The organism is Pedobacter sp. Bi126, assembly GCF_918698245.1.
Taxonomy (GTDB): Bacteria; Bacteroidota; Bacteroidia; order Sphingobacteriales; family Sphingobacteriaceae; genus Pedobacter.
Map to the genome: position 1 here is coordinate 593,283 of NZ_CAKKMS010000003.1, position 21,587 is coordinate 614,869.

General features: G+C 38.5%; 19 protein-coding genes and 1 pseudogene. 11 read left to right on the forward strand and 9 right to left on the reverse strand.

Annotated features, from left to right (window positions below; translation table 11 throughout):
- The first annotated feature begins 272 nt into the window (after nucleotides 1–272).
- Both LQ201_RS12685 and LQ201_RS12690 read left to right on the forward strand, forming a co-directional pair.
- Complete coding sequence (locus LQ201_RS12685; RefSeq protein ID WP_230142859.1) at nucleotides 273–854, forward strand: RNA polymerase sigma factor; 582 nt, start codon at nucleotides 273–275, stop codon at nucleotides 852–854.
- Nucleotides 851–1,333 (forward strand): anti-sigma factor, encoded by a 483-nt coding sequence (locus LQ201_RS12690; RefSeq protein WP_230142862.1) that lies wholly within the window; start codon nucleotides 851–853, stop codon nucleotides 1,331–1,333. The genes LQ201_RS12685 and LQ201_RS12690 overlap by 4 nt, the downstream gene beginning before the upstream one ends.
- A gap of 222 nt (nucleotides 1,334–1,555) precedes the next feature.
- Here LQ201_RS12690 and LQ201_RS12695 read toward each other — a convergent pair whose 3' ends face one another.
- The 5 genes from LQ201_RS12695 to LQ201_RS12715 form a co-directional block, all read right to left on the reverse strand.
- A complete protein-coding gene (locus tag LQ201_RS12695) occupies nucleotides 1,556–1,747 on the reverse strand; it encodes a cold-shock protein (RefSeq protein WP_025141747.1) in 192 nt (63 codons plus the stop codon).
- Nucleotides 1,748–1,851: 104 nt separating this feature from the next.
- Nucleotides 1,852–2,778 (reverse strand): hypothetical protein, encoded by a 927-nt coding sequence (locus LQ201_RS12700; RefSeq protein ID WP_230142864.1) that lies wholly within the window; start codon nucleotides 2,776–2,778, stop codon nucleotides 1,852–1,854.
- Between the two features lie 69 nt (nucleotides 2,779–2,847).
- Entirely contained in the window at nucleotides 2,848–3,723 is an 876-nt protein-coding gene (locus tag LQ201_RS12705) for a phosphodiester glycosidase family protein (RefSeq protein ID WP_230142865.1), read from the reverse strand.
- 262 nt (nucleotides 3,724–3,985) lie between these two features.
- Nucleotides 3,986–6,502, reverse strand: coding sequence for a zinc-dependent metalloprotease (locus tag LQ201_RS12710; protein WP_230142866.1), 2,517 nt, complete (start codon nucleotides 6,500–6,502; stop codon nucleotides 3,986–3,988).
- Nucleotides 6,503–6,594: 92 nt separating this feature from the next.
- The gene (locus tag LQ201_RS12715) at nucleotides 6,595–7,842 is read right to left on the reverse strand and encodes an aspartyl protease family protein (protein ID WP_230146643.1); all 1,248 of its coding nucleotides are present in this window, start codon (nucleotides 7,840–7,842) and stop codon (nucleotides 6,595–6,597) included.
- Nucleotides 7,843–7,893: 51 nt separating this feature from the next.
- On the opposite strand from LQ201_RS12715, the gene LQ201_RS12720 reads away from it, so the two are divergent.
- From LQ201_RS12720 to LQ201_RS12735, 4 genes are read left to right on the forward strand one after another with little or no spacing between them, the layout of a single operon-like run.
- Nucleotides 7,894–9,222, forward strand: a complete 1,329-nt coding sequence (locus LQ201_RS12720) for a D-alanyl-D-alanine carboxypeptidase (RefSeq protein ID WP_230142868.1) — start codon at nucleotides 7,894–7,896, stop codon at nucleotides 9,220–9,222.
- Nucleotides 9,223–9,252: 30 nt separating this feature from the next.
- The gene (locus LQ201_RS12725; protein ID WP_230142869.1) at nucleotides 9,253–10,278 is read left to right on the forward strand and encodes a glycoside hydrolase family 18 protein; all 1,026 of its coding nucleotides are present in this window, start codon (nucleotides 9,253–9,255) and stop codon (nucleotides 10,276–10,278) included.
- 1 nt (nucleotide 10,279) lies between these two features.
- Nucleotides 10,280–11,326: an aminotransferase class I/II-fold pyridoxal phosphate-dependent enzyme gene (locus tag LQ201_RS12730; protein ID WP_230142870.1), complete on the forward strand. Its 1,047-nt coding sequence runs from the start codon at nucleotides 10,280–10,282 to the stop codon at nucleotides 11,324–11,326.
- A 38-nt stretch (nucleotides 11,327–11,364) separates the two neighbouring features.
- The gene (locus tag LQ201_RS12735; RefSeq protein WP_230142871.1) at nucleotides 11,365–11,865 is read left to right on the forward strand and encodes a histidine phosphatase family protein; all 501 of its coding nucleotides are present in this window, start codon (nucleotides 11,365–11,367) and stop codon (nucleotides 11,863–11,865) included.
- A gap of 166 nt (nucleotides 11,866–12,031) precedes the next feature.
- Here LQ201_RS12735 and LQ201_RS12740 read toward each other — a convergent pair whose 3' ends face one another.
- The 4 genes from LQ201_RS12740 to LQ201_RS12755 all read right to left on the reverse strand — a co-directional run bounded on the left by LQ201_RS12740 (nucleotide 12,032) and on the right by LQ201_RS12755 (nucleotide 16,341).
- A complete protein-coding gene (locus tag LQ201_RS12740; RefSeq protein ID WP_230142873.1) occupies nucleotides 12,032–12,715 on the reverse strand; it encodes a M15 family metallopeptidase in 684 nt (227 codons plus the stop codon).
- 169 nt (nucleotides 12,716–12,884) lie between these two features.
- Nucleotides 12,885–14,111 (reverse strand): alanine dehydrogenase, encoded by a 1,227-nt coding sequence (locus LQ201_RS12745; RefSeq protein WP_230142875.1) that lies wholly within the window; start codon nucleotides 14,109–14,111, stop codon nucleotides 12,885–12,887.
- Nucleotides 14,112–14,185: 74 nt separating this feature from the next.
- On the reverse strand, nucleotides 14,186–14,602 hold the full coding sequence (gene tsaE, locus LQ201_RS12750; RefSeq protein WP_230142877.1) for a tRNA (adenosine(37)-N6)-threonylcarbamoyltransferase complex ATPase subunit type 1 TsaE: 417 nt from the start codon (nucleotides 14,600–14,602) through the stop codon (nucleotides 14,186–14,188).
- A gap of 185 nt (nucleotides 14,603–14,787) precedes the next feature.
- Nucleotides 14,788–16,341 (reverse strand): PglZ domain-containing protein, encoded by a 1,554-nt coding sequence (locus LQ201_RS12755; RefSeq protein ID WP_057931049.1) that lies wholly within the window; start codon nucleotides 16,339–16,341, stop codon nucleotides 14,788–14,790.
- Nucleotides 16,342–16,452: 111 nt separating this feature from the next.
- Between LQ201_RS12755 and LQ201_RS12760 the strand changes: the two are divergent.
- From LQ201_RS12760 to LQ201_RS12780, 5 genes and pseudogenes are all read left to right on the forward strand, one after another.
- A pseudogene (locus LQ201_RS12760) lies at nucleotides 16,453–17,675 on the forward strand (HD domain-containing protein).
- 122 nt (nucleotides 17,676–17,797) lie between these two features.
- Nucleotides 17,798–18,874 carry a UDP-3-O-(3-hydroxymyristoyl)glucosamine N-acyltransferase gene (gene lpxD, locus LQ201_RS12765; protein ID WP_029274292.1) on the forward strand — a complete coding sequence of 359 codons (1,077 nt, stop codon included), beginning with the start codon at nucleotides 17,798–17,800 and terminating at the stop codon, nucleotides 18,872–18,874.
- Nucleotides 18,864–20,276: a bifunctional UDP-3-O-[3-hydroxymyristoyl] N-acetylglucosamine deacetylase/3-hydroxyacyl-ACP dehydratase gene (locus LQ201_RS12770; RefSeq protein WP_108197090.1), complete on the forward strand. Its 1,413-nt coding sequence runs from the start codon at nucleotides 18,864–18,866 to the stop codon at nucleotides 20,274–20,276. The genes lpxD and LQ201_RS12770 overlap by 11 nt, the downstream gene beginning before the upstream one ends.
- Complete coding sequence (lpxA, locus tag LQ201_RS12775; RefSeq protein WP_029274294.1) at nucleotides 20,276–21,061, forward strand: acyl-ACP--UDP-N-acetylglucosamine O-acyltransferase; 786 nt, start codon at nucleotides 20,276–20,278, stop codon at nucleotides 21,059–21,061. Before LQ201_RS12770 ends, lpxA begins: the two co-directional genes overlap by 1 nt.
- Nucleotides 21,062–21,104: 43 nt before the next feature.
- On the forward strand, nucleotides 21,105–21,587 hold the full coding sequence (locus tag LQ201_RS12780) for a GNAT family N-acetyltransferase (RefSeq protein WP_230142879.1): 483 nt from the start codon (nucleotides 21,105–21,107) through the stop codon (nucleotides 21,585–21,587).

The following is a 21,587-nucleotide window of genomic DNA, read 5'->3' on the forward strand; positions in this document are numbered from 1 at the left end:
CCGCTTCACCCAAGTCTAAATGGCCAAAACAGCATTTCATTTTTAAGGCTGCAGGGCGCACCCACGTTGTTCATAAACCTGATGGCAGCGGCAGCCCCGAAGCATGAGGGCTACAGCGAACAGCAGGGCTTCAATTTCCTATTAAAAACGGCCCTTTCATTTCCGAAAAACTAACCTATTACATTATTCACCTGCAACGGATAAATAATAAACCTTCTTAATGATGTTTCTCGTGTAACCTACTTATCTTTAATGTAGTCTTATTGCTAAACATGGAGCAAAAACCTACAGATTTAGAGCTGATCCAAAAAGTATTGAACGGCGAAACCGATCAGTATGCTTTATTGGTAAAGCGCCATCAGCGATTTGTATTTACGCTTGCTTTAAGGTTTTCGAAAAACAGGGAAGACGCCGAAGAAATTGCGCAGGATTGCTTTGTAAAAGCATATAAAGCATTGGGCACCTTTAAACAAACAGCTAAATTTAGTACCTGGCTGTACACGATAACCTATACTACGGCGATGACTTTTTTAAGGAAAAACCGTTTAGATACTACGTCAATACATGATGAAAGCACCATTTTACAGCTCGAAAACCATACCTCGGGTTTTAATGCAAATGGCTATGAGCGGCAGGATATCCATGCTTTTTTAAATATTGCCATTACCCAGCTTTTACCGGATGATGCGGCTATTATTACCCTATTTTACAAAGGCGAACAGAGTTTAGAAGAAATTGGCGAAGCGCTGCATATGGAACCCAATACGATAAAAGTAAAGTTGCATAGGGCCAGGCAAAGACTTAAAGAAAAATTACAATATTTGTTAAAAGATGAAGTAAAGGAGTTACTATGAATACAATAGAACAACAGCTTTGGGATTATATTGATGGGAATTTGGATGATGCTTCAAAAAAAGCCATCGAAGAAAAAATTGAATCGGATGCCGAGCTTAAATCGCAGTACGAGGATCTGCTTAAGCTTAATTTAGTTTTTGATGGGCTCGATCTTGATGAACCCTCTATGTCTTTCACCAGAAATGTGATGGAAAGTGTTGCCTTAGTTCCTGCCCCTATGGCGATGAAAACAAAGGTTGATAAAAAGATTATTTATAGCATTGGAGGCTTTTTTGTGGTCTCGTTACTCGCCTTATTGGGTTATGTGTTTTATAACGCTAACCTTGAAATGCCTCAATTCGATTTAAAAGTGAATTTCGATTTCAATTTAGAGAAATACATTACGCCTACAACTATTTATGCCTTTCTTTTTGCAGATCTGGTGATCGGATTAATTTTTCTCGACCAGTTTTTAAGGAAGAAGGTTGCGCAGAAGTAAGAACGCTTAAATTATTCCCGCAGATCAAATTGGTTTACGCAGATTTATGCTCATCTGCGCTTTCCACGAAATCTGCGCCTGAATTACCCAAACCAGGAACAATAAAATAGTAGGTCATAAAAAGTGAGAATAGATCCTGAATGAATTCAGGCAGCGAAAAATAAAACAAAAAAAGGCCGCCATCGCAAGAAAGCAGCCTTCTCTGTAAATATGATAAATAAATTAAATTACTTTCACATTAACGGCATTTAAGCCTTTTTTACCGTTAGCAACTTCGTACTGTACTTTGTCGTTTTCACGGATTTCGTCGATAAGACCTGTTGAATGAACAAAAATTTCGCTATCGCCATTTGCAGGTACGATAAAGCCAAAACCTTTAGTTACATTGAAGAATTTTACTGTGCCTTCTTGCATTGTATTAAATATTAAAATTAAGTATGCAAGGTAAGTTTTAATTTTTAAAATCAAAATAAATTTTAACATTTTTTTAACGTTAAAATTTTGTAAATAGCAGATTACTAAGGCTTTTTAATTGCCTTCCCAATTATTGTTAAAGTAATTTCACTATTATGCGGAATCCCGAGTGTCGTTCCGGGAGCCACATCAAAAAGGTTTCTAACATAGATATCTGCTATCCCCTGAGCCACCTTTTTTTTAGTTTCAACGTTCTCGGGAAGCACATTATAAATCGTTTTTACGTGTATCCTTCCCTGAAAATCTACAACCGCTGCAACCTGGTAAGCAAAATCTTTATAAGCCCGATCTATCCTGATAATATACTGCGGAAACATATAATCGTAAGCTTCGGTCCTGTTATTGGCCCGATCAACCGTACTGATTTTTTCTACCCTTACAATTTTACTTTTTGGTATAAACTGAACCGGATCTGTTGCAGCAAAAGCACTATCGCTATTTAAATTAACTTTGGCAGCACGCTTCTCTATAAAAGCAGTATCGGCCTTGCTTGGTTTTTGCAGATCGGCAGCCTTGGCCTTCAATTTGTTTTTAATATAATCCTGCGCGTAAAAAGTCATATTTACATCCGAGCGAACATCCGAAGCAATTACTTTTCCATCAACCTGAATCCGCTGAAAAACCAAACTATCCTTACTGATGTGTTTTACTTTAAAAAATTCCGCAGCAAAATTATATACATTCCCGTGATCGTACTGCATATAGAATTTTTGCATTCGTTGTTTCTGTGGACTCCAGGCCGACATGGTATCTTCCTTAACCACTTCAATGATCCAGGATGGTTTTTGCATAAAACCTTCCGTATTAAAAGAAAGTCCGTTTTTAAAACGGCGTTTTACCTCTTGATAACGGATGCCTTTTACAGGCTCGAAAGTAAAATCTCTTAAAGTTGGGTCGCTGGTTTTAGTGCCAAACTTACAGGCAGAAAGCATCAGTACAAAAAAGAAAAAGTATATCGTATTTTTAATCATTTCAACAAAAATCTTTGGCTAAAATAAGTTTTTTTAACCAGAGCTAAACATGCTGTAATAGATACAGGTTTATCTCCGTACTTGTTTTTTCACCAAAATGACGTTAGCTACTTTGCGCTGCCCTTCATGGTCCCATTTTTTATTATCAGTTGGATAGTTGACAACACCATTATCGGGCATTCCGTTTACCCACAAAGTTGTAGAACCTCCACCATCAAAATTTAGGGCACTGGCGCAGCCTAGCCAACGCATTAATTTGGTTAGCTCAAACAAACTCATGCCTGCCGAGTTTTCATTTCTTCCATCAACAGTTAACAAAATCACCCTGCCATTAGGCTTTACGCCTAAGCAAGTACGCGGATGGCGCAAACGGCTAAATCCAGTCGTATCCAGCTTTTCATCAATATCGTTTAGAGTTAATAAGGGGCCGTTTAACAAAACATCTTTAGCGGCCAGTTTTGTTTCCCAGTCACTTGTCCCATCCCACTTTTGGATCGAAATTTTTCCGTTCTCAATTACAACCGCCGCTTCTTGATGCCTTGCCCGATTTCCATTTTTATCCAAGCGGTTAGTATTAATGGTTTTTCCATTAACACGAACAAAATCTACTGAACCTCCATTTTTTACATCGAAAAAGTTACCATTTACCGCAGCAATTGCTGTATCGCGTAATCCAAAATTACTGGTAGTAATTAGTTCTCTCTCTTCTGCTCCAATAGCAAAAACCGCCTTCCGGCCTGTATTTTTTATTTCTAAGAACGAAATGTTTTCGTTTGCAGCGAAAAGGTTTTTCTGATCAAAATGATGCTGGAATAAAGTCACCTGTTTGGCAATTCTGTTTTTATGCCATTTGGTTTTTATAACCGTTAACGAATCTGCACTTTGACCAAAGGCAGATAAACTGTATGTAAATAAGGTAAGGGCAAATAATAATCTTTTGAGCATAATAGCTGTTTTAACCATAAAATTAAAAAACTGCCATGTGTTTAGCTTAAAGCATCAAAAATTATACAAAGGGGATTAAATAGATTCGTCATTTCGAGCGAAGACGACGATCTTTTGATTGTAAACCTGCTAGGTTTGACTTATAAAAAAACGGAGCAATCAATTTAATGACCTGCTCCGCTTTTTTAATGATTGAATGAGTGAGTTATTGAATGGTGCATTGCTTTCATTCAATCACTCACTCATTTTATCATTCAATCATTTATTTCTTAGGATCTAAAATATCTTTAATTCTGATATTCAAATCTTCATAATGTGCCTTGGTAATGGCATCACCTGCTGCTGCTCTGGCTTTTGTAGTAGCCAATAAAGTTTTTAACTCTGCTCTGACCAATGGTCTGATATCAGATAAGCCAACATTGATTGGCGTTAAACCGTAACTTGCTGCATAATCTACAGGAAACCCAACCGGAAGTTCTGATTCTTTGGTCATTAAATCCTGTAAACGGTCTACATAAGCACGTTGTAAATTACGTTTAAATGCATCTGCTCTTCCTGCAACAAAAACCGACGATCTTAAGTCCGTAAATAATTCAGGTAAGGTGTATGCTTTTGCTGCACCGTTTTTAGTTTCGTTGTCTAACAAACGAGCAATACGTGAAGCGGATAATAAATTACCTAAAGTATTCGCTTGAACACTTTTAATGCGGTTTAACAATACACCATTATCAAATTTACTGAGTTGATCATTGCTGATTAACCAAAGTGGGGTAGTAAATAATTGTTGATTGAAAAAAGCAACGGCTTCTTTTTGCTTTGTTTTAGGCAAATAGGCGTAAACTGGCCCTTTTTGCTCGTAGGTTTTAAAGTTTTCGCTTAATCCACCAACGTTTGTTGCCACGTGTCCCATATAACGGTTAAACTGGCCAACAATTTCGGTGTAGATTTCTTTTAAATCACTGTAATCTTTTCCTTTTTGATAGGTCCATTTTTCTACGTTAGGCAAAATACGTTTTAAGTTGGCAATGCCATATGTACTTGCTTTCATTGCGTTGTCGCCCAAATCTTCGCTCTGCAAACGAGGATCTAATGAAGTTCCCTGACGGCCATAGAAATACAAAGGATTACCTGCATTTTTCAATGTCCACTGGTCTAAAATTTCTTTTTCCTGTTCTGCAGTTTTGTTTCCAGGAATCCAAGAATAACCCCATTTCACTACCCATTTATCATATTCTCCAATTTGGGGGTGAAGCTTGGTTACACCATCGCCAGGTTGAGCGATGTAGTTAAAACGCGCATAATCCATAATAGATGGTGCAGTACCATGTTTATCTGTAAATGCTTTTGAACGTAATGAATCAACCGGGTAAGCATAGCTCGAGCCAAAGTTGTGTGGTAAACCTAAAGTGTGGCCAATTTCGTGTGAAGAAACAAAACGGATTAATTCGCCCATTTGCGCATCCGTAAATTTAGCTTTACGAACTTCAGGATTAATGGCTGCTGTTTGTACAAAATACCAGTTACGCAATAGATTCATTACATTATGGTACCAACCAATGTGCGTTTCTAAAATCTGTCCGGTACGTGGGTCGCTAATATGCGGGCCGTAAGCATTGGCAATATCTGATGCAAAATAGCGAACAACTGAATACCTGGAATCTTCTACACTGAATTGAGGATCTTGTTGAGGCGTTGGCGCTTCTTTACCTATAATGGCATTTTTAAAACCTGCAGCCTCAAAAGCTACCTGCCAATCATTAATCCCCTGGATTAAAAACGGCACCCATTTTTTAGGCGTTGCAGGATCGATATAAATTACAATCGGTTTTACCGGTTCTACCAGTTCGCCACGTTTATAGGCATTGGTATCTTTTGGAACCAAATTCCATCGGTGAATGTAGGCTGTACGCTCTGCCTTTTGTGCGTTGCTTCCATAATCAATTTGAGATTGACCAAAAAAACCAACCCTGCTATCCATTATCCTGGCTTTCACAGGGGTTTTTGGCAATAATAACATCGACGTATTGAATTCGAAAGTAACAGCTCCATTACTGTTATCGGTCGGAGATTCTGCTGCCCGGTATGTTTTAGCGGTTTTTACTTCAACGTTGATCGGGAAAGTTTTTACCGTATCGATATAAGAACGTGTTACATCGTACATGGTAACTTTATAAGCTTTACGGATCTGATCGGTAGCACCAATTGCCATTACATCACCGTTATAAAAATCAGTAACATCAATCACAACACCAGTAGTATCCTTATTATAGGCTTTAATTTCAAAACTGGCTAAAATTTGTGCAAGATTAGAGTTTTGCACCGATTCGTACATATCGCTGTTCGGATCAGCCTTTGTTGCATAACTTGGTACGCGGATGTAAACTTGTTTGCCTCTACGCTCCCATTTCCATACCTGCTCATTTAATTGTTCCCCGCCATATTGCTGGTTACCAACTTTTACCCCTGCTGGCACCTTTGCCAATCGGGTAACTACAAGCATTTCGCGGTTGATCATTGAATCTGGTATCTCAAAATACCATTTATCGTCTACCTTGTGTGTTTTGAATAAACCGTTTGTTGTTCTGGCTTTTGCGGTAATTACTTCAGAAAAAGGTTTAATTCCTTCTTTTTTTGGTGCTGCTGCCGGGGCTGCAGTTGGAGCTGCAGGAGTAGCTCCTTTTGTTGTTTTAGATTTTTTCTGGGCATATACCGAACCTGATCCGGCTACACCAAGTGCTACGATACCTGCGAGGGCAAGTACCTTAAAGTTTTTCTTCATGTGTATATAAAAGTTAGTTTGCTTGGCAATAAGAGGTTAAAGTTAGAACCTTGTTACACGACAATTCTTTTGTAACTGGAAAATTACGCTTTTTAGATCCTCTTTTCAAGGCGAACCACTTTAAAATAGACTTGATTATCCCTAAAAATCTCAAAAATTACATTCCTATCTGCTTTTGATTTAAACATTTCGGTAAGCTCATTTAAAGAATAGGTATCTATACTTTTGAAATTTACCGCGATAATTTCATCATCAGGGCATAATCCCGCTTTTTCTGCCGGACTATTTTCGTCTATTTCACCAATCAGAACTCTTTTATACTCTTTCTGATCGAGGTAAATTACCATACCTACCATATCATGCTCGAAAGGAGTTTTGCTTAAACCATTAGGCTTAACATAAATAAAACCTCCCTGGTAGTTAAACTGGATATTAAATTTCCGCAGCAAATCCGCTCCCACATTACCGTTCCGTTTTGATAAATCGATCTTATCCGCAATACTCTTAAAATCAGGAAATCCTGCAACAACGTCTTTAAAAACATGGCCGCCTACATTAAACTTGCCTACACGGCCAATATATCCCTTAATCTGGCCGCTAAGGCTCATCCCTAAATTTGCTTTGATTTTTTTTTCGGGCAGCGGGAATTCGGTTCCATGGAGCATTTCGAGCGATAAAGCATGGCTAGCTCCTGTGTCCATTAAAAACCTAGCCTCAACGGTTTTACCGCCAGGAACATCAACAGTACCTAAAATATACGGTTTCTGATTCTGAATCTCAATGGGTATTTTTTTGCCACGGTATTTGATTTTGGCATCGTGATCATAAATAATCAGCCTATTTTCACTGTATCTTATATCAACAATAAAGCTGTTAAAAAAACTGAAGCCCAGCAAGCCGTAAATTTTCAGTCCCAAATGCCCCGACAGGTTAAAGAGATCTTCTTTTAAGATTGCCGTTGGTATATTCTTAATGCTTGTACTGCCTACTTTAACATCCAGACTTTGAGAAACATAGGCCTCAACTGTTTCAATGCCCAAGCCAGATACTTTAATTTTACGGAGTTTACTAAAATTCAAAGAATCGATAATCGATGGATCGGTAATAATCATTGGTCCGACTCCGGTATCAAGAACAAAATCATACGGCCCCTTACCATTTACATACACCGGAATAACCATCAGGTTTTTGATGCACTTAAAAGTAATTGACTGTTTTTGCCTGTTTCTTTTAAAAAGGAATTCCTGGCCAAATCCAGAAAAAGCAAGAAATACCAACCCCAAACAAATTGTTAGTTTGCGTAAACAGATTATTACACCGGGGTTATACTTGGTTAACATTAAACTAAATTTAATAAATTAGTTGATAATTATGTCCCCTAAATTTAGAACATGTTTACTTTAAAAAATCATAATTTTATTTTTCTTGCATTTGCACTATCTATTTGTTTGTTAACAAGTTGCTCAACCAATAAAATCATTTCAAAAAAAGTAGCTAAAGAATTTAAAAATTCGCAGGTAATCAAACAATATCAGGTTGGTTTCGCCCTTTATAATCCTACAGATAAAAAAATGATTTTTCAGAAAGATGCCGGTAAATATTTCACCCCAGCGTCTAACACCAAACTTTATACTTTTTTTGCAAGCTTAAAAATGCTGCCCGATTTAATGCCTGCCTTAAAATATATTGAACGGAATGATTCATTGATTTTTTGGGGTACAGGCGATCCATCTTTTTTACAGTTTGCAGTAAAAGACAAATCGGCTTACAATTTTCTTTTGGCTTCGAACAAAAAACTATTCTTTTCTCCCGGACGATATTTGGGCAGTTTTTTTGGCGATGGCTGGTCGTGGGATGATTACGATTATTATTATCAGCCAGAAATTACCGAAATGCCAATTATGGATAACATGGTTACTTCTACTTATGCCACTCCAAATAAAATCAATATCGAACCAAAGGTGTTTGCCTCCTGTTTCGAAATAGATTCTACAAAAAAAGCAGGCAGTTTTCAGGTAAGCAGAGATTTTTTAAGCAACCGCTTCCATTATCCTGCCGTTTCAGTACAACCGGGCTACAATCAGCAAAACCCATATAAAACCAGTGCACAGGTTACCGTCGAAATATTATCAGATACCCTGCACAAACCTGTCGGCATTATAAACTTAAAAATACCATCGTATGCTAAAACTTTATCTGGCGCAAAGCGTGATTCAGTTTTAAAACACATGATGCTCCCCAGCGATAATTTTATCGCCGAACATTTGTTATTGGTTTGCTCCGATCAGATTGGCGATACATTGAGTACAACAAAAGCCATTGATTATATTACGAAAAACTACCTTTCTTTTTTGCCTGATAAAGTAAAATGGGCTGATGGATCTGGTTTGTCCCGTCAGAATTTATTTACGCCGCGTGATAATGTATACCTCCTTGATTCCATTTACAGGTTGGTGAACAATCCGGAAAAGCTTTTTGGTCTGCTGCCAGCAGGCGGTAAAAGTGGCACATTAAAAAATGCTTACCCCAAAACCGACAAACCTTTTGTTTTCGGAAAGACAGGTTCGCTCGGTGGCGTTCATAATCAAAGTGGATATGTACTCACAAAAAAGGGCAAAACGTATATTTATTCTTTCATGAACAACAGTTTTGTAAAACCAACTGCCGAGGTACGTGCAGAAATGGTAAGGATAATCACTTATATACACAATACTTTTTAAGCATATGTAACATCAAATAACACCTAACCTATGAAAAAAATCTACCTATTGATTGGCATCTCTACCATGCTGATTATATCAGCTTGTAAGAAAAATGATCCCATAACAGATCCTATAGAACCTCCTATCCCTACTACACCATATATACCCGACAATAGCTTTAAAATTGTAAGCTATTTCCCAAGTTACCGAGATCCAGCCAGTATTGCAGATTCGAAGTTCAAAATGATTACGCACCTCTTTTATGCTTTTCTGAACCCCAATACCGATGGAAGTTTAGCTGCGTTGGAACAACCCGGTCGATTTACAACTGTAATGCAAAAAGCAAGGGCAAATGGCGTTAAAACAGGCATTTCTATATCGGGTACGAAAAGTATTTTTGTAACCATGGCGGCATCTGCAACGGCCAGAAACCTGTTCGTAAAAAATGTGCTAACTTTTGCCAAAACAAATAATCTGAACGGCGTAGATATGGATTGGGAATATCCAAGCACCAGCGATGGATCTGCAGATAATTATGTGCTGTTAATGAAAGAGCTTTCAGATTCGCTACACAAATACCATAAATTTTTAAGTGCGGCCATAACCCCTGGTGTATATGCCGGCAGTATCCGGGATGGATTAAAATCGGAAGTTTTTCCTGCTGTAGATTTCTTTAATATTATGGTGTACGATGGCATTGGCTGGGATAAAAATGAGCCTATACAACATGCATCCTATAACATGGCCGTTGCCAGTTTAAATTATTGGCTAAGCACACGCGGTATGCCAAGAGAGAAAGCCGTTTTGGGTATCCCGGCTTATGGTAAAAATGCCAATAACTCGGCCAAGGCCTATCGCGATTTTGTAACAGCGGGGGCTGATGTAAGTTTAGATAATGCATCAATTGATGGCGTTCAATTTTACTTTAATGGAACCATAACCACCAAGAAAAAAGCTAAACTCGCTAAAGATATTGCAAATGGAATCATGTTCTGGGAATTTTACCATGATGACAATGGCGATAAATCTATTATCCGCGCTGCAAATGATGAGCTTGGACGAAACTATAATTAATATGAAGCCTAATTTTAAATCGATTGATCAACCTTTTTCTAATAACATAAATATTGAAGGAAACACCTATTTATATTTCGGGGGGACGGCTTATCTGGGCATTCCTAAAAATCAGGACTTTATTAATCTATATGTCGAAGGGATTAAAAATTTCGGTTTAAACAACGGAACAAGCCGTACCAACAACATTCAGCTTGGCATTTATGATGATGCTGAAAAAGTAGCAGCAGCACGATATGGAGCAGAAGCTGCGCTGATTACTTCAAGCGGATATTTAGCTGCGCAGCTTACCGTTAAGGATTTATCCGGATTAGGAAAAGTAATTTATGGCCCTGCAGCACATCCTGCACTTTGGTTGGTAGAAAATCAAACCAAAAACGTAAAACTATTTCGAGATTGGGAACTAGAAACGATTGAAAGAATAAATTCATCTGAAGAAAAAACCTGGATTTTGATTAGTAATTCCATGAATAATCTCGTCCCCGAAATTTATGACTTCGACTTTTTAAAAGAGATCAGTAAGGATAAAAACATAATTCTTGTTGTTGACGATTCGCATGGAATAGGCGTAAACAACGATGGTATGGGTGCCATCGTAAATCTTCCCAAACAAGAAAATATCGAAAATGTAGTGGTTGCCTCTATGGCAAAAGCACTGGGTGTAGATGCGGGCATTGTTTTGGCCTCCAATAAAATAATCAATAAACTTAAAAGTACAAATACCTTTATTGGCGCTTCTCCGTCAAGTCCCGCCGCACTTTATGCATTTATCCATGCTGAAGATATATATAGAAAGGCCCTAAATAAACTGAAAAACAACATGGTAATGCTTGAAAAAGCATCAAATCTTACCTGGAAACACGAATGGGATTTCCCTGTGTATCTACTGGGTGATGTAAATTTTTCACAACGTCTTTTGCAAAAGCAGATCCTGATTTCGTCTTTCCCTTATCCGAACCCTACCGACGAAACTTTAAACCGTATAGTACTTTCTGCCTGGCATGAAAAGGAGGATATTGAAGAGCTAATCGCTGCCATATCTTTTTAAAGCTTTTCTTATCCAATTAATTTTTGAATATTTATAACATGAAAAAACTGCTTGTATTACTGTCGTTAACGCTTCTCTTTGCCAACATAATTTCTGCACAAACTACCACGGTTTGGATTGTTAGGCACGCAGAGAAAGATAAATCGAACCCACAGGATACCAACCCCAATCTCTCTGATGAGGGAAAAGTTCGTGCAGGAGATTTAGCAACTTACCTAAAAAAGGTAAAATTTGATGTTGCTTTTGCCACGCCGACGAAAAGAACGCACCAAACATTGGATTCATTAGTGGTTCCGAAGGTAATCGATTATAAAGACGTTAAATCGCTTGTAGACAGCATTAAAACCAATTACGTTGGCAAAACCATTATTGTAGCAGGCCATTCTAATACCGTACTCGAGATTATTGAAGCCCTTGGCGGCAAAAAGCCTAAAGAGGAGTTAACAGATGATGATTACGATTACATTTTTGAACTGGCTGTAAAAGAGGATAAAGCGAAGGTAAAAATGGAACAATACGGGAGGCCGCATCATTTGTAGTTTGTAATGTTAGGCGTTACCACCTGACGATTGAAACGCTAAATTTAGTGTAAGATGGCAACATCTTACACCACGAAAATGCTCCAGAAGTCTTCGACTACGCTCAGACTGGCAACCGCTTGGAGAGAGTGCAACCAAGCTCCCTGCCTAATGAACCCATTAGCCCTTAAAGTTTTTCGAAGGGAATATCCATTAAATCGTACTTTTTCCAACCGGCAAAATCATAGTGCCACCATTCGTTCTCCAGTACATTCATCTGATATTTACCCATTATTGCAATTAAAAAATCGCGGTTCTTTTTAGCCTCTGGCGATACCTTCTCATATTTTGCCGCAGCAGATGCCAAAAAACTATCGTAAGGTGTCGGCATTGGTATTTCTTTGCCTGTTTTCAGATCAATCAGGGTTAAATCTACCGCACAACCTCTGTTGTGTTTAGATCCCTTTGCCGGATTAGCCACAAAGTTTTTATCACTGGCCTTTTTATAAAACTCAATGGTAATAGCGTAAGGCCGGTATCCATCGAATATTTTCAAGCCATAGCCTTTTTTATTTAATTCCTTTTGGATTTTTTTTAACGATTCTACTACTGGTTTTCGGGCAAAAGCCCTTGCCTGTTTATACATTACCTGCTGCATAAAATTATTCTTAGTGGCGTAGCGGATATCTAATTTGATATTGGGAATGGCTTTTTTAATTTCAACCAATTCGTTATTCGGATCCGTTTTTACCGATGCCAGATATTGATTATAGGAACTCACCACCACCAGTTTTTTTATCGCGGAAGGTTTATTTTGGGCGCTAACAACCACTGAGAGGAAGAAAAATAACGTAAAGAGATTGAGTTTCATATAATTGGTATTTGGTATAGGTCATTACCGCTGTTAAGTCAAAACGGTTGTCAGTCTGAGCCTGTCGAAGACCTTTACATTTGATAACCAACAAAATGTCCTTCGACAAGCTCAGGACGACATTTCGTTGATTTATCAGCTAAATTAATAGTCTCGTTACTGCAAAGTTTTATTGATTCGAAACAACCAATAATTCAAGATCCTTAAACGGCAGATTAAACATATCAGCCAGATCTTTATTGGTACAGTTTCCCTGATAAATATATAATGCTTCGCGGATACCGGGCGTATTCCATACCATGTTCATTAAACCTCCAAATTCACCGATATCCAATAAAATAGGCGCAAAAATGTTCGTTAAAGCGTAAGATGCCGTTCTTGGCACACGCGAAGCAATATTTGGCACACAATAGTGGATTACATCGTATTTTCTAAATACCGGATTGGTGTGGTTTGTCACTTCAGAAGTTTCAAAACAGCCTCCTTGATCAATGCTTACATCAATTACCACCGAATGTGGTTTCATCCGGGCAACCGTCTCTTCCATTACTATGCACGGACTCCGCCCGTGGCTAGCTCTGATGGCGCCTATTACTACATCGCAGGTTACAATAGCCTTATTCAACACAATAGGTTGCATTACCGAAGTGAATACCCTGCTTCCTAAATTATTCTGAAGGCGGCGTAAGCGGTAAATGGAGCTATCGAAAACTTTAACCTCGGCTCCTAATGCCAAAGCTGTTCTGGCGGCATATTCGCCCACCGTCCCTGCGCCTAAAATTACAATCTCTGTTGGAGGAACGCCAGTAAAGCCGCCAAGCATTAAACCTTTTCCGCCAGTTACATTGCTCAAATATTCTGCAGCAATTAAAATAGAGGTCGACCCCACTATTTCGCTCATGGCGCGTACCACGCTGAGTACATTACCTTCATCGCGAAGATTCTCAAAACATAATGCGTTAATTTTTTTATGCATCAGCGCTTTCAGATAATCCTGCTTTAGCGTTCCGGTTTGCAACGAAGAAATTAATGTTTGCCCTTTATGCATCATCTCAATCTCTTCCAACATGGGCGGTGCAATTTTCACCAGGATATCGGCATCGAAAACTTCTTTTTTGTTATAGGCAATTTTAGCCCCCTGTTCAGCATACTCGGTATCAGAAAAATTAGCCCCAATGCCAGCGCCACTTTCCAGCACAACACGGTGCCCATTGTTTACCAATAATGCAACAGATAAAGGGGTTAATGCAATTCTATTTTCCTGGAAAGAAATTTCCTTGGGTATTCCTATATATAGACTGTTTTTTTTATTTCTGGTTTCTAGCTTTGCCTCTTGCGTTTGTAGTAAACCCTGACGAGCTATATCGGCCATTCCTTCGCGTAATCCTGTAGCCATGTTGAATTTAAAATTTTGATAGTTTTAGGTTGTTCAAGATAAGGAAAATCTGTTAATTTATTGATAACTAATTGTTATACCTTCGAAAACCTGAATAATCTGCGGTTTTCATCCAGCACATTTATCTCAATTTTAATATGTTTTTCGGGTAGTAACTCTTCCACTCGTTCAGGCCATTCTATTAAACAAACTCCACCACCATAAAAATATTCTTCATAGCCCAAATCATAAGCTTCGTGAATATCTTTTATTCTATAAAAATCGAAATGGAAAACCGGGCCCTTAGGACTTTCATATTCATTAACGATAGAATAGGTAGGACTCGAAACCACATCATCAACACCTAAATGTTTACAGAAATTTTTAATGAAGGTTGTTTTCCCAGCACCCATATCACCTTCAAAAATGAAGACTTTTTGGCCACTGGCAAAATCTGAAAGCTGTTGTGCAACAGCAGGTAAATCAGCTAAACTGTTAACTTCGATATCCATTTTAAAAAATAAAGGCAAAAGTAATACATAATTGCATTGCTTTTGCCTGATTATTTTGTGATTTGTCAGTCTGAGCCTGTCGAAGACCCTACCATCATAACAGATCCTGAAATAAATTCAGGAGGACGGTCTTATTAAAAACGACTGGGCTCATATCTCAAATCTAGTATCTCAATTCTCTTTTATTACCTCGGCGAATACGTCACCACTGGAATAATCATTTCCTCGAGTGAAATACCTCCATGCTGGAAGGTTTCGTTATAATAATTCACAAACTGATTGTAATTATTCGGATAAACGAAATAGCTATCTTCTCTTGCAAAAATATAACTGCTGCTGATGTTGATTTTAGGCAACAATGCATCATGAGGATTTTTAATCAAAAACACTTCTTTTGCATTAAAATTAAGGTTTCTACCTTGTTTGTACCTCAAATTGGTGTTTGTGCTTCTATCGCCTATTACTTTAACCGGTTTTTTAACACGGATGGTTCCGTGATCGGTTGTAATAATCACTTTTACCTTTTTCTGTGAGATTTTTTTCAATAAGTCCCAAAGTGGCGAATGCTCAAACCAGGATAAGGTTAACGAACGGTAAGCGGCATCATCATTAGCCAGCTCGCGGATCATCTGCATATCCGTACGGGCATGACTTAACATATCAACAAAGTTGAATACAATGGCATTGAAATCGTTCTGCAACAAGTTATTGGTCTGATCAACAAGATCTTTCCCCTGCTCAAAAGTGAGGATTTTATTATAACTGAATTTACAATCTTTTCTTAAACTACGTTTAATGTTATCGGCCAGAAAAGCTTCTTCGTGCATGTTTTTCCCACCCTCATCATCATCGTTCTGCCACAGCTGTGGAAAACGTTTCTCCATATCCAAAGGCATCATGCCCGAAAAGATGGCGTTACGGGCATATTGTGTTGCTGTTGGCAAAATGCTCGTGTACATATCTTCTTCATCGATCCTGAAATATTCAGAAATTAGCGGATTAATGATTTTCCACTGATCGTAACGTAAATTATCAATCAGAATAAAAAAGACAGGTGTGGTATCGTTAATATGAGGGAAGGCTTTTTTCTTTAACAGCTCATTAGAAAGCAAGGGGGCTTTATCTTTTTCTTTAATCCAACCTAAATAATGTTCTTCGATAAATTTAGTAAACTGTGTATTGGCTTCCTGTTTCTGCATGGTTAAAATTTCATGCATTTGCGGGTCGTCAAGTTTTTCAAGTTCCAGCTCCCAAAAAACGATTTTTTTATACACATCCACCCACTCTTCGTAATTCAGCCTGTCGCCCAGTGTCATACCCAATCGGCGGAAATCCTGTTGGTAAGCCATAGAAGTTTTCTCGCTTACCAGGCGTTTGTTATCAATTAGTTTTTTAATGGTTAACAACACCTGTTTAGGATTTACAGGTTTAATCAGATAATCGTCAATCTTACTACCAATCGCATCCTCCATTAAATTTTCTTCTTCACTTTTGGTAATCAGCACAACAGGAACATCCGGATTCAGGTTTTTAATGGCCGATAAGGTTTCAATCCCACTCATCCCCGGCATATTTTCATCCAAAAAAACCAGGTCAAAATGAGCTTTTCCAAATGCCTCCAACGCATCGTTCCCATTGGTAAATGTAGTTACATGGTAACCTTTATCATTGAGCAATAATATATGAGGTTTTAATAAGTCGATTTCATCATCGGCCCATAATATTTTAGTTTCTTGCATGTTATTGTAAAAATAGGTAAGTATTGCCTTTTAATTTTGGCAGGTAAATCAAACTATAAATAAAAATAGCAATTTTTGTACCGTATCTATCTATTTAACTATTTTTAACGATTGAACAAGAAGAAAATAATCAATGACCCGGTATACGGTTTCATCAGCATTCCGTCCGAATTAGTTTACGATGTGATCTCACATCCTTATTTCCAACGTTTGCGTTACATCAAACAGCTTGGAATGACTCATTTGGTTTATCCAGGTGCATTACACACACGTTTCCACCATGCTTTAGGGGCCATGCATTTAATGAGTTTGGCCATAAATCTTTTAAGAAGTAAAGAACATATCATAACCGATGGCGAAGAAGAAGCCGCCATTTTGGCTATTTTACTGCACGATATCGGCCATGGTCCCTTTTCTCACGCATTAGAACATTCTTTAGTAACTGGAATTAGGCACGAAGATATTTCGGCAAAACTAATGCGCGATTTAAATGTGCACTTTGACGGGCGGTTAACCCATGCCATCGAAATTTTTAATGGCACCTACCCTAAAAAGTTTCTTCATCAACTGATTTCCGGTCAGTTAGATCTCGATAGAATGGATTATTTAAACCGCGACAGCTTTTTTACAGGCGTTAGCGAAGGCGTAATCAGTTTCGACCGGATCATTAAAATGTTTAACGTTTACGATGATGATCTGGTGATTGAGGAGAAAGGCATTTATTCTATAGAGAAATTTTTAATTGCCCGCCGGCTGATGTACTGGCAGGTTTATCTGCACAAAACTGTTATTGCTGGCGAGATGATTTTGGTAAAGCTATTAGAGCGGGCAAAAGAACTATCAGCCGCTGGAGCCGATTTATTTGCTTCACCATCATTGAATTATTTCTTAAAAAACGATATCAACGAGGCCAATTTCTTCTCTCAACACGAAAATCTCGAGCATTTTACCAACCTGGATGACCAGGACATTTATGCAGCAGTTAAGGTTTGGGCCAAACATCCCGATAAATTTTGTCTACGTTATGTAAAATGCTTACTTCCAGAAATCTTTATAAGGTAGAAATGGGCAACGAAATGGCCAATCCCGACCGCGTAAATTTTTTACAGGATGCAGCTGTTAATTTATTAGAAATCAAACCCGAAGAAGCAAGGTATTTTGTTTTTACCGATTCGATTCAAAACCGCGCATATAACGCAGGGGTTGGAAATATCAAGATTTTGATGAAAAATAACGATATTGTTGATATTGCGAAGGCGTCTGATTTGTCTAATCTCGAGTCGCTGCAAAAAACTGTAGAGAAATATATCCTCTGTTACCCCAGAGGGATTTAAGGTTATTTAACAAAATATTTAACTTTTAGTGCCGTTTTAAGTCTTATTATTGTGTAAAATATACACCCTTTAACCCGAGCAGGTTTTTTTGTTCATATCAATTTAACATATACCTTTGTACGATGCAATTTACTGCCACGCAGATAAGTCAGTTTCTAAACGGTTCCATTGATGGTAACCCTGATGTAGCCGTTACCGAACTTTCTAAAATAGAAGACGGAAAGGAAGGCTCTTTGTCTTTTCTTTCGAACCCTAAGTACGAAAACTTTTTGTATTCCACTCAGGCCTCAGTCGTTATCGTATCAAAGGATTTCGCCCCTACGCAACCCTATACCAGTACATTAATACGTGTAGAAAATCCATATAGCGCTTTTACAATCTTGTTGGATAAATATAATGAAGCCGTTAATGCCCAGACTGCACAATCTGGAATTGATAAACTTGCATTTGTTCACCCTACGGCGAAAATTGGCAAAAACGTGTTTATAGATGCTTTTGCCTATGTAGCCGAAAATGTAGAAATTGCAGATGGCTGTAAAATAAATGCGCAAACCTTTATCGGCGCGAACTCTAAAGTCGGCGAAAACAGTACGTTTTTTCCCGGTGTAAAAATCTATCACAATTCAATAATCGGCAACAGGGTTGTTATTCATTCCAATACCGTTATCGGAAGCGATGGTTTTGGTTTTGCCCCGCAAAAAGACGGCACTTACAATAAAATCCCCCAGATTGGAAACGTTATAATCGAAGATGACGTAGAAATTGGCGCAAATACAACTGTAGATCGTGCAACAATGGGGTCAACAATTGTAAAAAAAGGTGCAAAAATCGATAACCTGATCCAGATTGCGCACAATGTAGAGATTGGCGAGAACACGGTTTTAGCCGCACAGTCGGGCATATCAGGAAGTACAAAAATTGGCCCTAACAGTGTTGTTGGCGGGCAAGTTGGTATAGCTGGGCACTTAACATTAGCTAAGGGCACTCAGATTGGTGCACAGGCCGGTATTAATTTTAATATTACAGAAGAAAATAAACAATGGCATGGCAGTCCGGCGCAACCATTACGCAACTGGATGCGTGCCTCAGTAATTTTCAAACATCTTCCCGATGTAGAAAAAAGAATAAACGCGCTCGAACAGGAATTGAAAAAGCTCACAGCTGAACTGGAAAAGAATACAATACACAATGAACGTTAGACAAAAAACGATTAAACAAGAAATATCAGCATCTGGTGTTGGTTTACACACAGGCGCTAATGTTACTTTAACATTTTGCCCGGCCCCCGAAAATCATGGCTTTAAATTTCAGCGTATTGATTTAGATGGCCACCCGATTATCGAAGCCGATGCAGATAACGTTACAGACACTTCGCGTGGAACAACACTTACCCAAAATGGCGCCAGCGTGAGCACCGTAGAGCACGTAATGGCATCGTTAGTGGGTATGGACCTCGATAACGTACTGATTAAATTAGACGGACCCGAAACCCCGATTATGGACGGGAGCTCTATCCAGTTTGTTGATTTACTGGAAGAAGTTGGTACAGTTGAGCAAAATGCAGATCGCGAGTACTTTACTATCCCCCATAACATTACCTATACCGAAGAAGATAGAAAGGTAGAAATTGTGGCAATGCCGCTTGACGACTATCGTTTTACCTGTATGATCGATTATAATTCTCCTGTTTTGGGCAGTCAGCATGCTGGCATTAATACCATTGCAGAGTTTAAGAAAGAAATTGCTTCATGCCGTACCTTCTGTTTCTTACACGAATTGGAATATCAGTTATCGCACAATTTAATTAAAGGTGGCGATTTAAATAACGCCATTGTAATTGTAGATAAAGAGGTTACCAAAGATGAATTGAGCCATTTGGCCAAATTATTTAACCGTAAAGATATCGATGTTGCCCCACAGGGAATTTTGAACAACATGGAATTGCGTTACCAAAATGAGCCTGCCCGTCATAAATTATTAGATATGATTGGCGATTTAGCTTTGGTTGGCATGCATTTAAAAGGCCATATTATGGCTGCCCGCCCAGGCCATGCAGCAAACGTTGCCTTTGCTAAAAAAATTAAAGCAGCGATTAAAAAAGAGAAAAACAAAAAAATACAAAAGGTTTACGACCCAAGTGCAAAACCATTATATGACGTTGTTCAGATTATGGATATTTTGCCTCACCGCCAGCCATTTTTATTCGTTGATAAAATATTAGAACTTTCTAAAAATCACGTGGTAGGTGTTAAAAACGTAACCATGAACGAAGAGTTTTTTAAAGGTCACTTTCCTGGTGCACCGGTTTTTCCGGGCGTAATTCAAATTGAGGCTATGGCTCAGGTTGGTGGTATTTTAGTGTTAAGTACCGTTCCAGATCCTAGAAATTATTTAACCTATTTCTTAAAAATAGATAACGTACGTTTTAGGGCCCAGGTTCTTCCTGGCGATACTATTGTTTTCCGCTGCGATTTACTTGAACCAATCAGAAGGGGTATTGCCCAGATGAAAGGTGTAGGTATGGTTGGCGAAAAAATCGTTGTCGAAGCCGAAATGATGGCTCAAATTTCAAAAGTTAAACAAGCAGAACCCGCCCAATAATGATACAACCTTTAGCATACATACATCCCCAGGCAAAGATTGCCGAAAACGTGGTAATCGAACCCTTTGTAGTGATACATAAAGACGTTGTAATTGGAGAAGGAACCTGGATCGGATCGAACGTAACCATTATGGATGGCGCACGTATCGGCAAAAACTGCCGTATCTTTCCTGGTGCTGTTATTTCTGGCGAACCACAGGATTTAAAATTTGCAGGTGAGGTTACCACTGCAGAAATCGGCGACAATACGACTATCCGCGAATGCGTAACCATTAACCGTGGTACAAAAGATAAATGGAAAACTACTATCGGTAGCAATTGTTTAATTCAGGCGTACTCACACATCGCGCACGATTGTGAAGTTGGCAACAACTGTATTTTCTCGAACAGCACTACTTTGGCTGGCCACATTACCATTGGAAACAATGTGGTTTTGGCAGGTTTGGTTGCGATACATCAATTTGTTAAAGTGGGTTCCTATGCTTTCGTTACTGGTGGTTCATTGGTACGCAAAGATGTTCCCCCTTATGTAAAAGCAGCCCGTGAGCCACTTTCGTATGCAGGAATTAACTCTGTTGGATTGCGCAGAAGAGGTTTTACCAATGAGCAGATTGACGAAATCCAAGAGATTTACCGTGTACTTTTTGTAAAACACAATAACGTAACCAAAGCTTTAGACATGATCGAAGCCGAATTTAAACCAACGGAAATCCGTGATGAAATTGTAGATTTTATCCGTAATTCTAACCGTGGTGTAATGAAGGGCTTTGGAATGGGCAGTTAAGCTTAAAGCAGAAAGACCAAAGCTTAAAGCAAAATAAATATTCATGAGTGATTTAATGCTAATCAGAACCGATTCAGACAATGCCGATTTTAGAACATTGGTCGCGTTATTGGATAAAGATTTAGCTGTTAGAGATGGTGACGATCATTCTTTTTATGCTCAATTTAATAAGGTTGATGCCATTAAAGAGGTTGTTGTAGGTTATCAAAATGGAGCCCCAGTTGGCTGTGGCGCTATAAAGCCTTTTTCAGCAACAGAAGCCGAAGTTAAAAGAATGTTTGTACATCCGGATTATAGGAAGCAAGGTATAGTTGCTAAAGTTTTAAATGAATTAGAAATCTGGGCTGCTGAACTCGGTTTTACTTCATGTGTTTTAGAAACAGGCAAAAAACAGCCGGAAGCCATTGCACTTTACCAAAAGGTGGGTTATCACATCACGCCCAACTACGGACAATACATTGGTGTCGATAATAGCGTTTGCATGGTAAAAACGATCACCGTCAAACTCCAAACGCCTAGCGCTTAA

Bases quoted from the DNA above. Each gene is read 5' to 3' on its own strand.
- LQ201_RS12685 (WP_230142859.1), top strand. From the start codon at position 273: ATGGAGCAAAAACCTACAGATTTAGAGCTGATCCAAAAAGTATTGAAC.
- LQ201_RS12690 (WP_230142862.1), top strand. From the start codon at position 851: ATGAATACAATAGAACAACAGCTTTGGGATTATATTGATGGGAATTTG.
- LQ201_RS12695 (WP_025141747.1), bottom strand. From the start codon at position 1,747: ATGCAAGAAGGCACAGTAAAATTCTTCAATGTAACTAAAGGTTTTGGC.
- LQ201_RS12700 (WP_230142864.1), bottom strand. From the start codon at position 2,778: ATGATTAAAAATACGATATACTTTTTCTTTTTTGTACTGATGCTTTCT.
- LQ201_RS12705 (WP_230142865.1), bottom strand. From the start codon at position 3,723: ATGCTCAAAAGATTATTATTTGCCCTTACCTTATTTACATACAGTTTA.
- LQ201_RS12710 (WP_230142866.1), bottom strand. From the start codon at position 6,502: ATGAAGAAAAACTTTAAGGTACTTGCCCTCGCAGGTATCGTAGCACTT.
- LQ201_RS12715 (WP_230146643.1), bottom strand. From the start codon at position 7,842: ATGTTAACCAAGTATAACCCCGGTGTAATAATCTGTTTACGCAAACTA.
- LQ201_RS12720 (WP_230142868.1), top strand. From the start codon at position 7,894: ATGTTTACTTTAAAAAATCATAATTTTATTTTTCTTGCATTTGCACTA.
- LQ201_RS12725 (WP_230142869.1), top strand. From the start codon at position 9,253: ATGAAAAAAATCTACCTATTGATTGGCATCTCTACCATGCTGATTATA.
- LQ201_RS12730 (WP_230142870.1), top strand. From the start codon at position 10,280: ATGAAGCCTAATTTTAAATCGATTGATCAACCTTTTTCTAATAACATA.
- LQ201_RS12735 (WP_230142871.1), top strand. From the start codon at position 11,365: ATGAAAAAACTGCTTGTATTACTGTCGTTAACGCTTCTCTTTGCCAAC.
- LQ201_RS12740 (WP_230142873.1), bottom strand. From the start codon at position 12,715: ATGAAACTCAATCTCTTTACGTTATTTTTCTTCCTCTCAGTGGTTGTT.
- LQ201_RS12745 (WP_230142875.1), bottom strand. From the start codon at position 14,111: ATGGCTACAGGATTACGCGAAGGAATGGCCGATATAGCTCGTCAGGGT.
- tsaE (WP_230142877.1), bottom strand. From the start codon at position 14,602: ATGGATATCGAAGTTAACAGTTTAGCTGATTTACCTGCTGTTGCACAA.
- LQ201_RS12755 (WP_057931049.1), bottom strand. From the start codon at position 16,341: ATGCAAGAAACTAAAATATTATGGGCCGATGATGAAATCGACTTATTA.
- lpxD (WP_029274292.1), top strand. From the start codon at position 17,798: ATGCAATTTACTGCCACGCAGATAAGTCAGTTTCTAAACGGTTCCATT.
- LQ201_RS12770 (WP_108197090.1), top strand. From the start codon at position 18,864: ATGAACGTTAGACAAAAAACGATTAAACAAGAAATATCAGCATCTGGT.
- lpxA (WP_029274294.1), top strand. From the start codon at position 20,276: ATGATACAACCTTTAGCATACATACATCCCCAGGCAAAGATTGCCGAA.
- LQ201_RS12780 (WP_230142879.1), top strand. From the start codon at position 21,105: ATGAGTGATTTAATGCTAATCAGAACCGATTCAGACAATGCCGATTTT.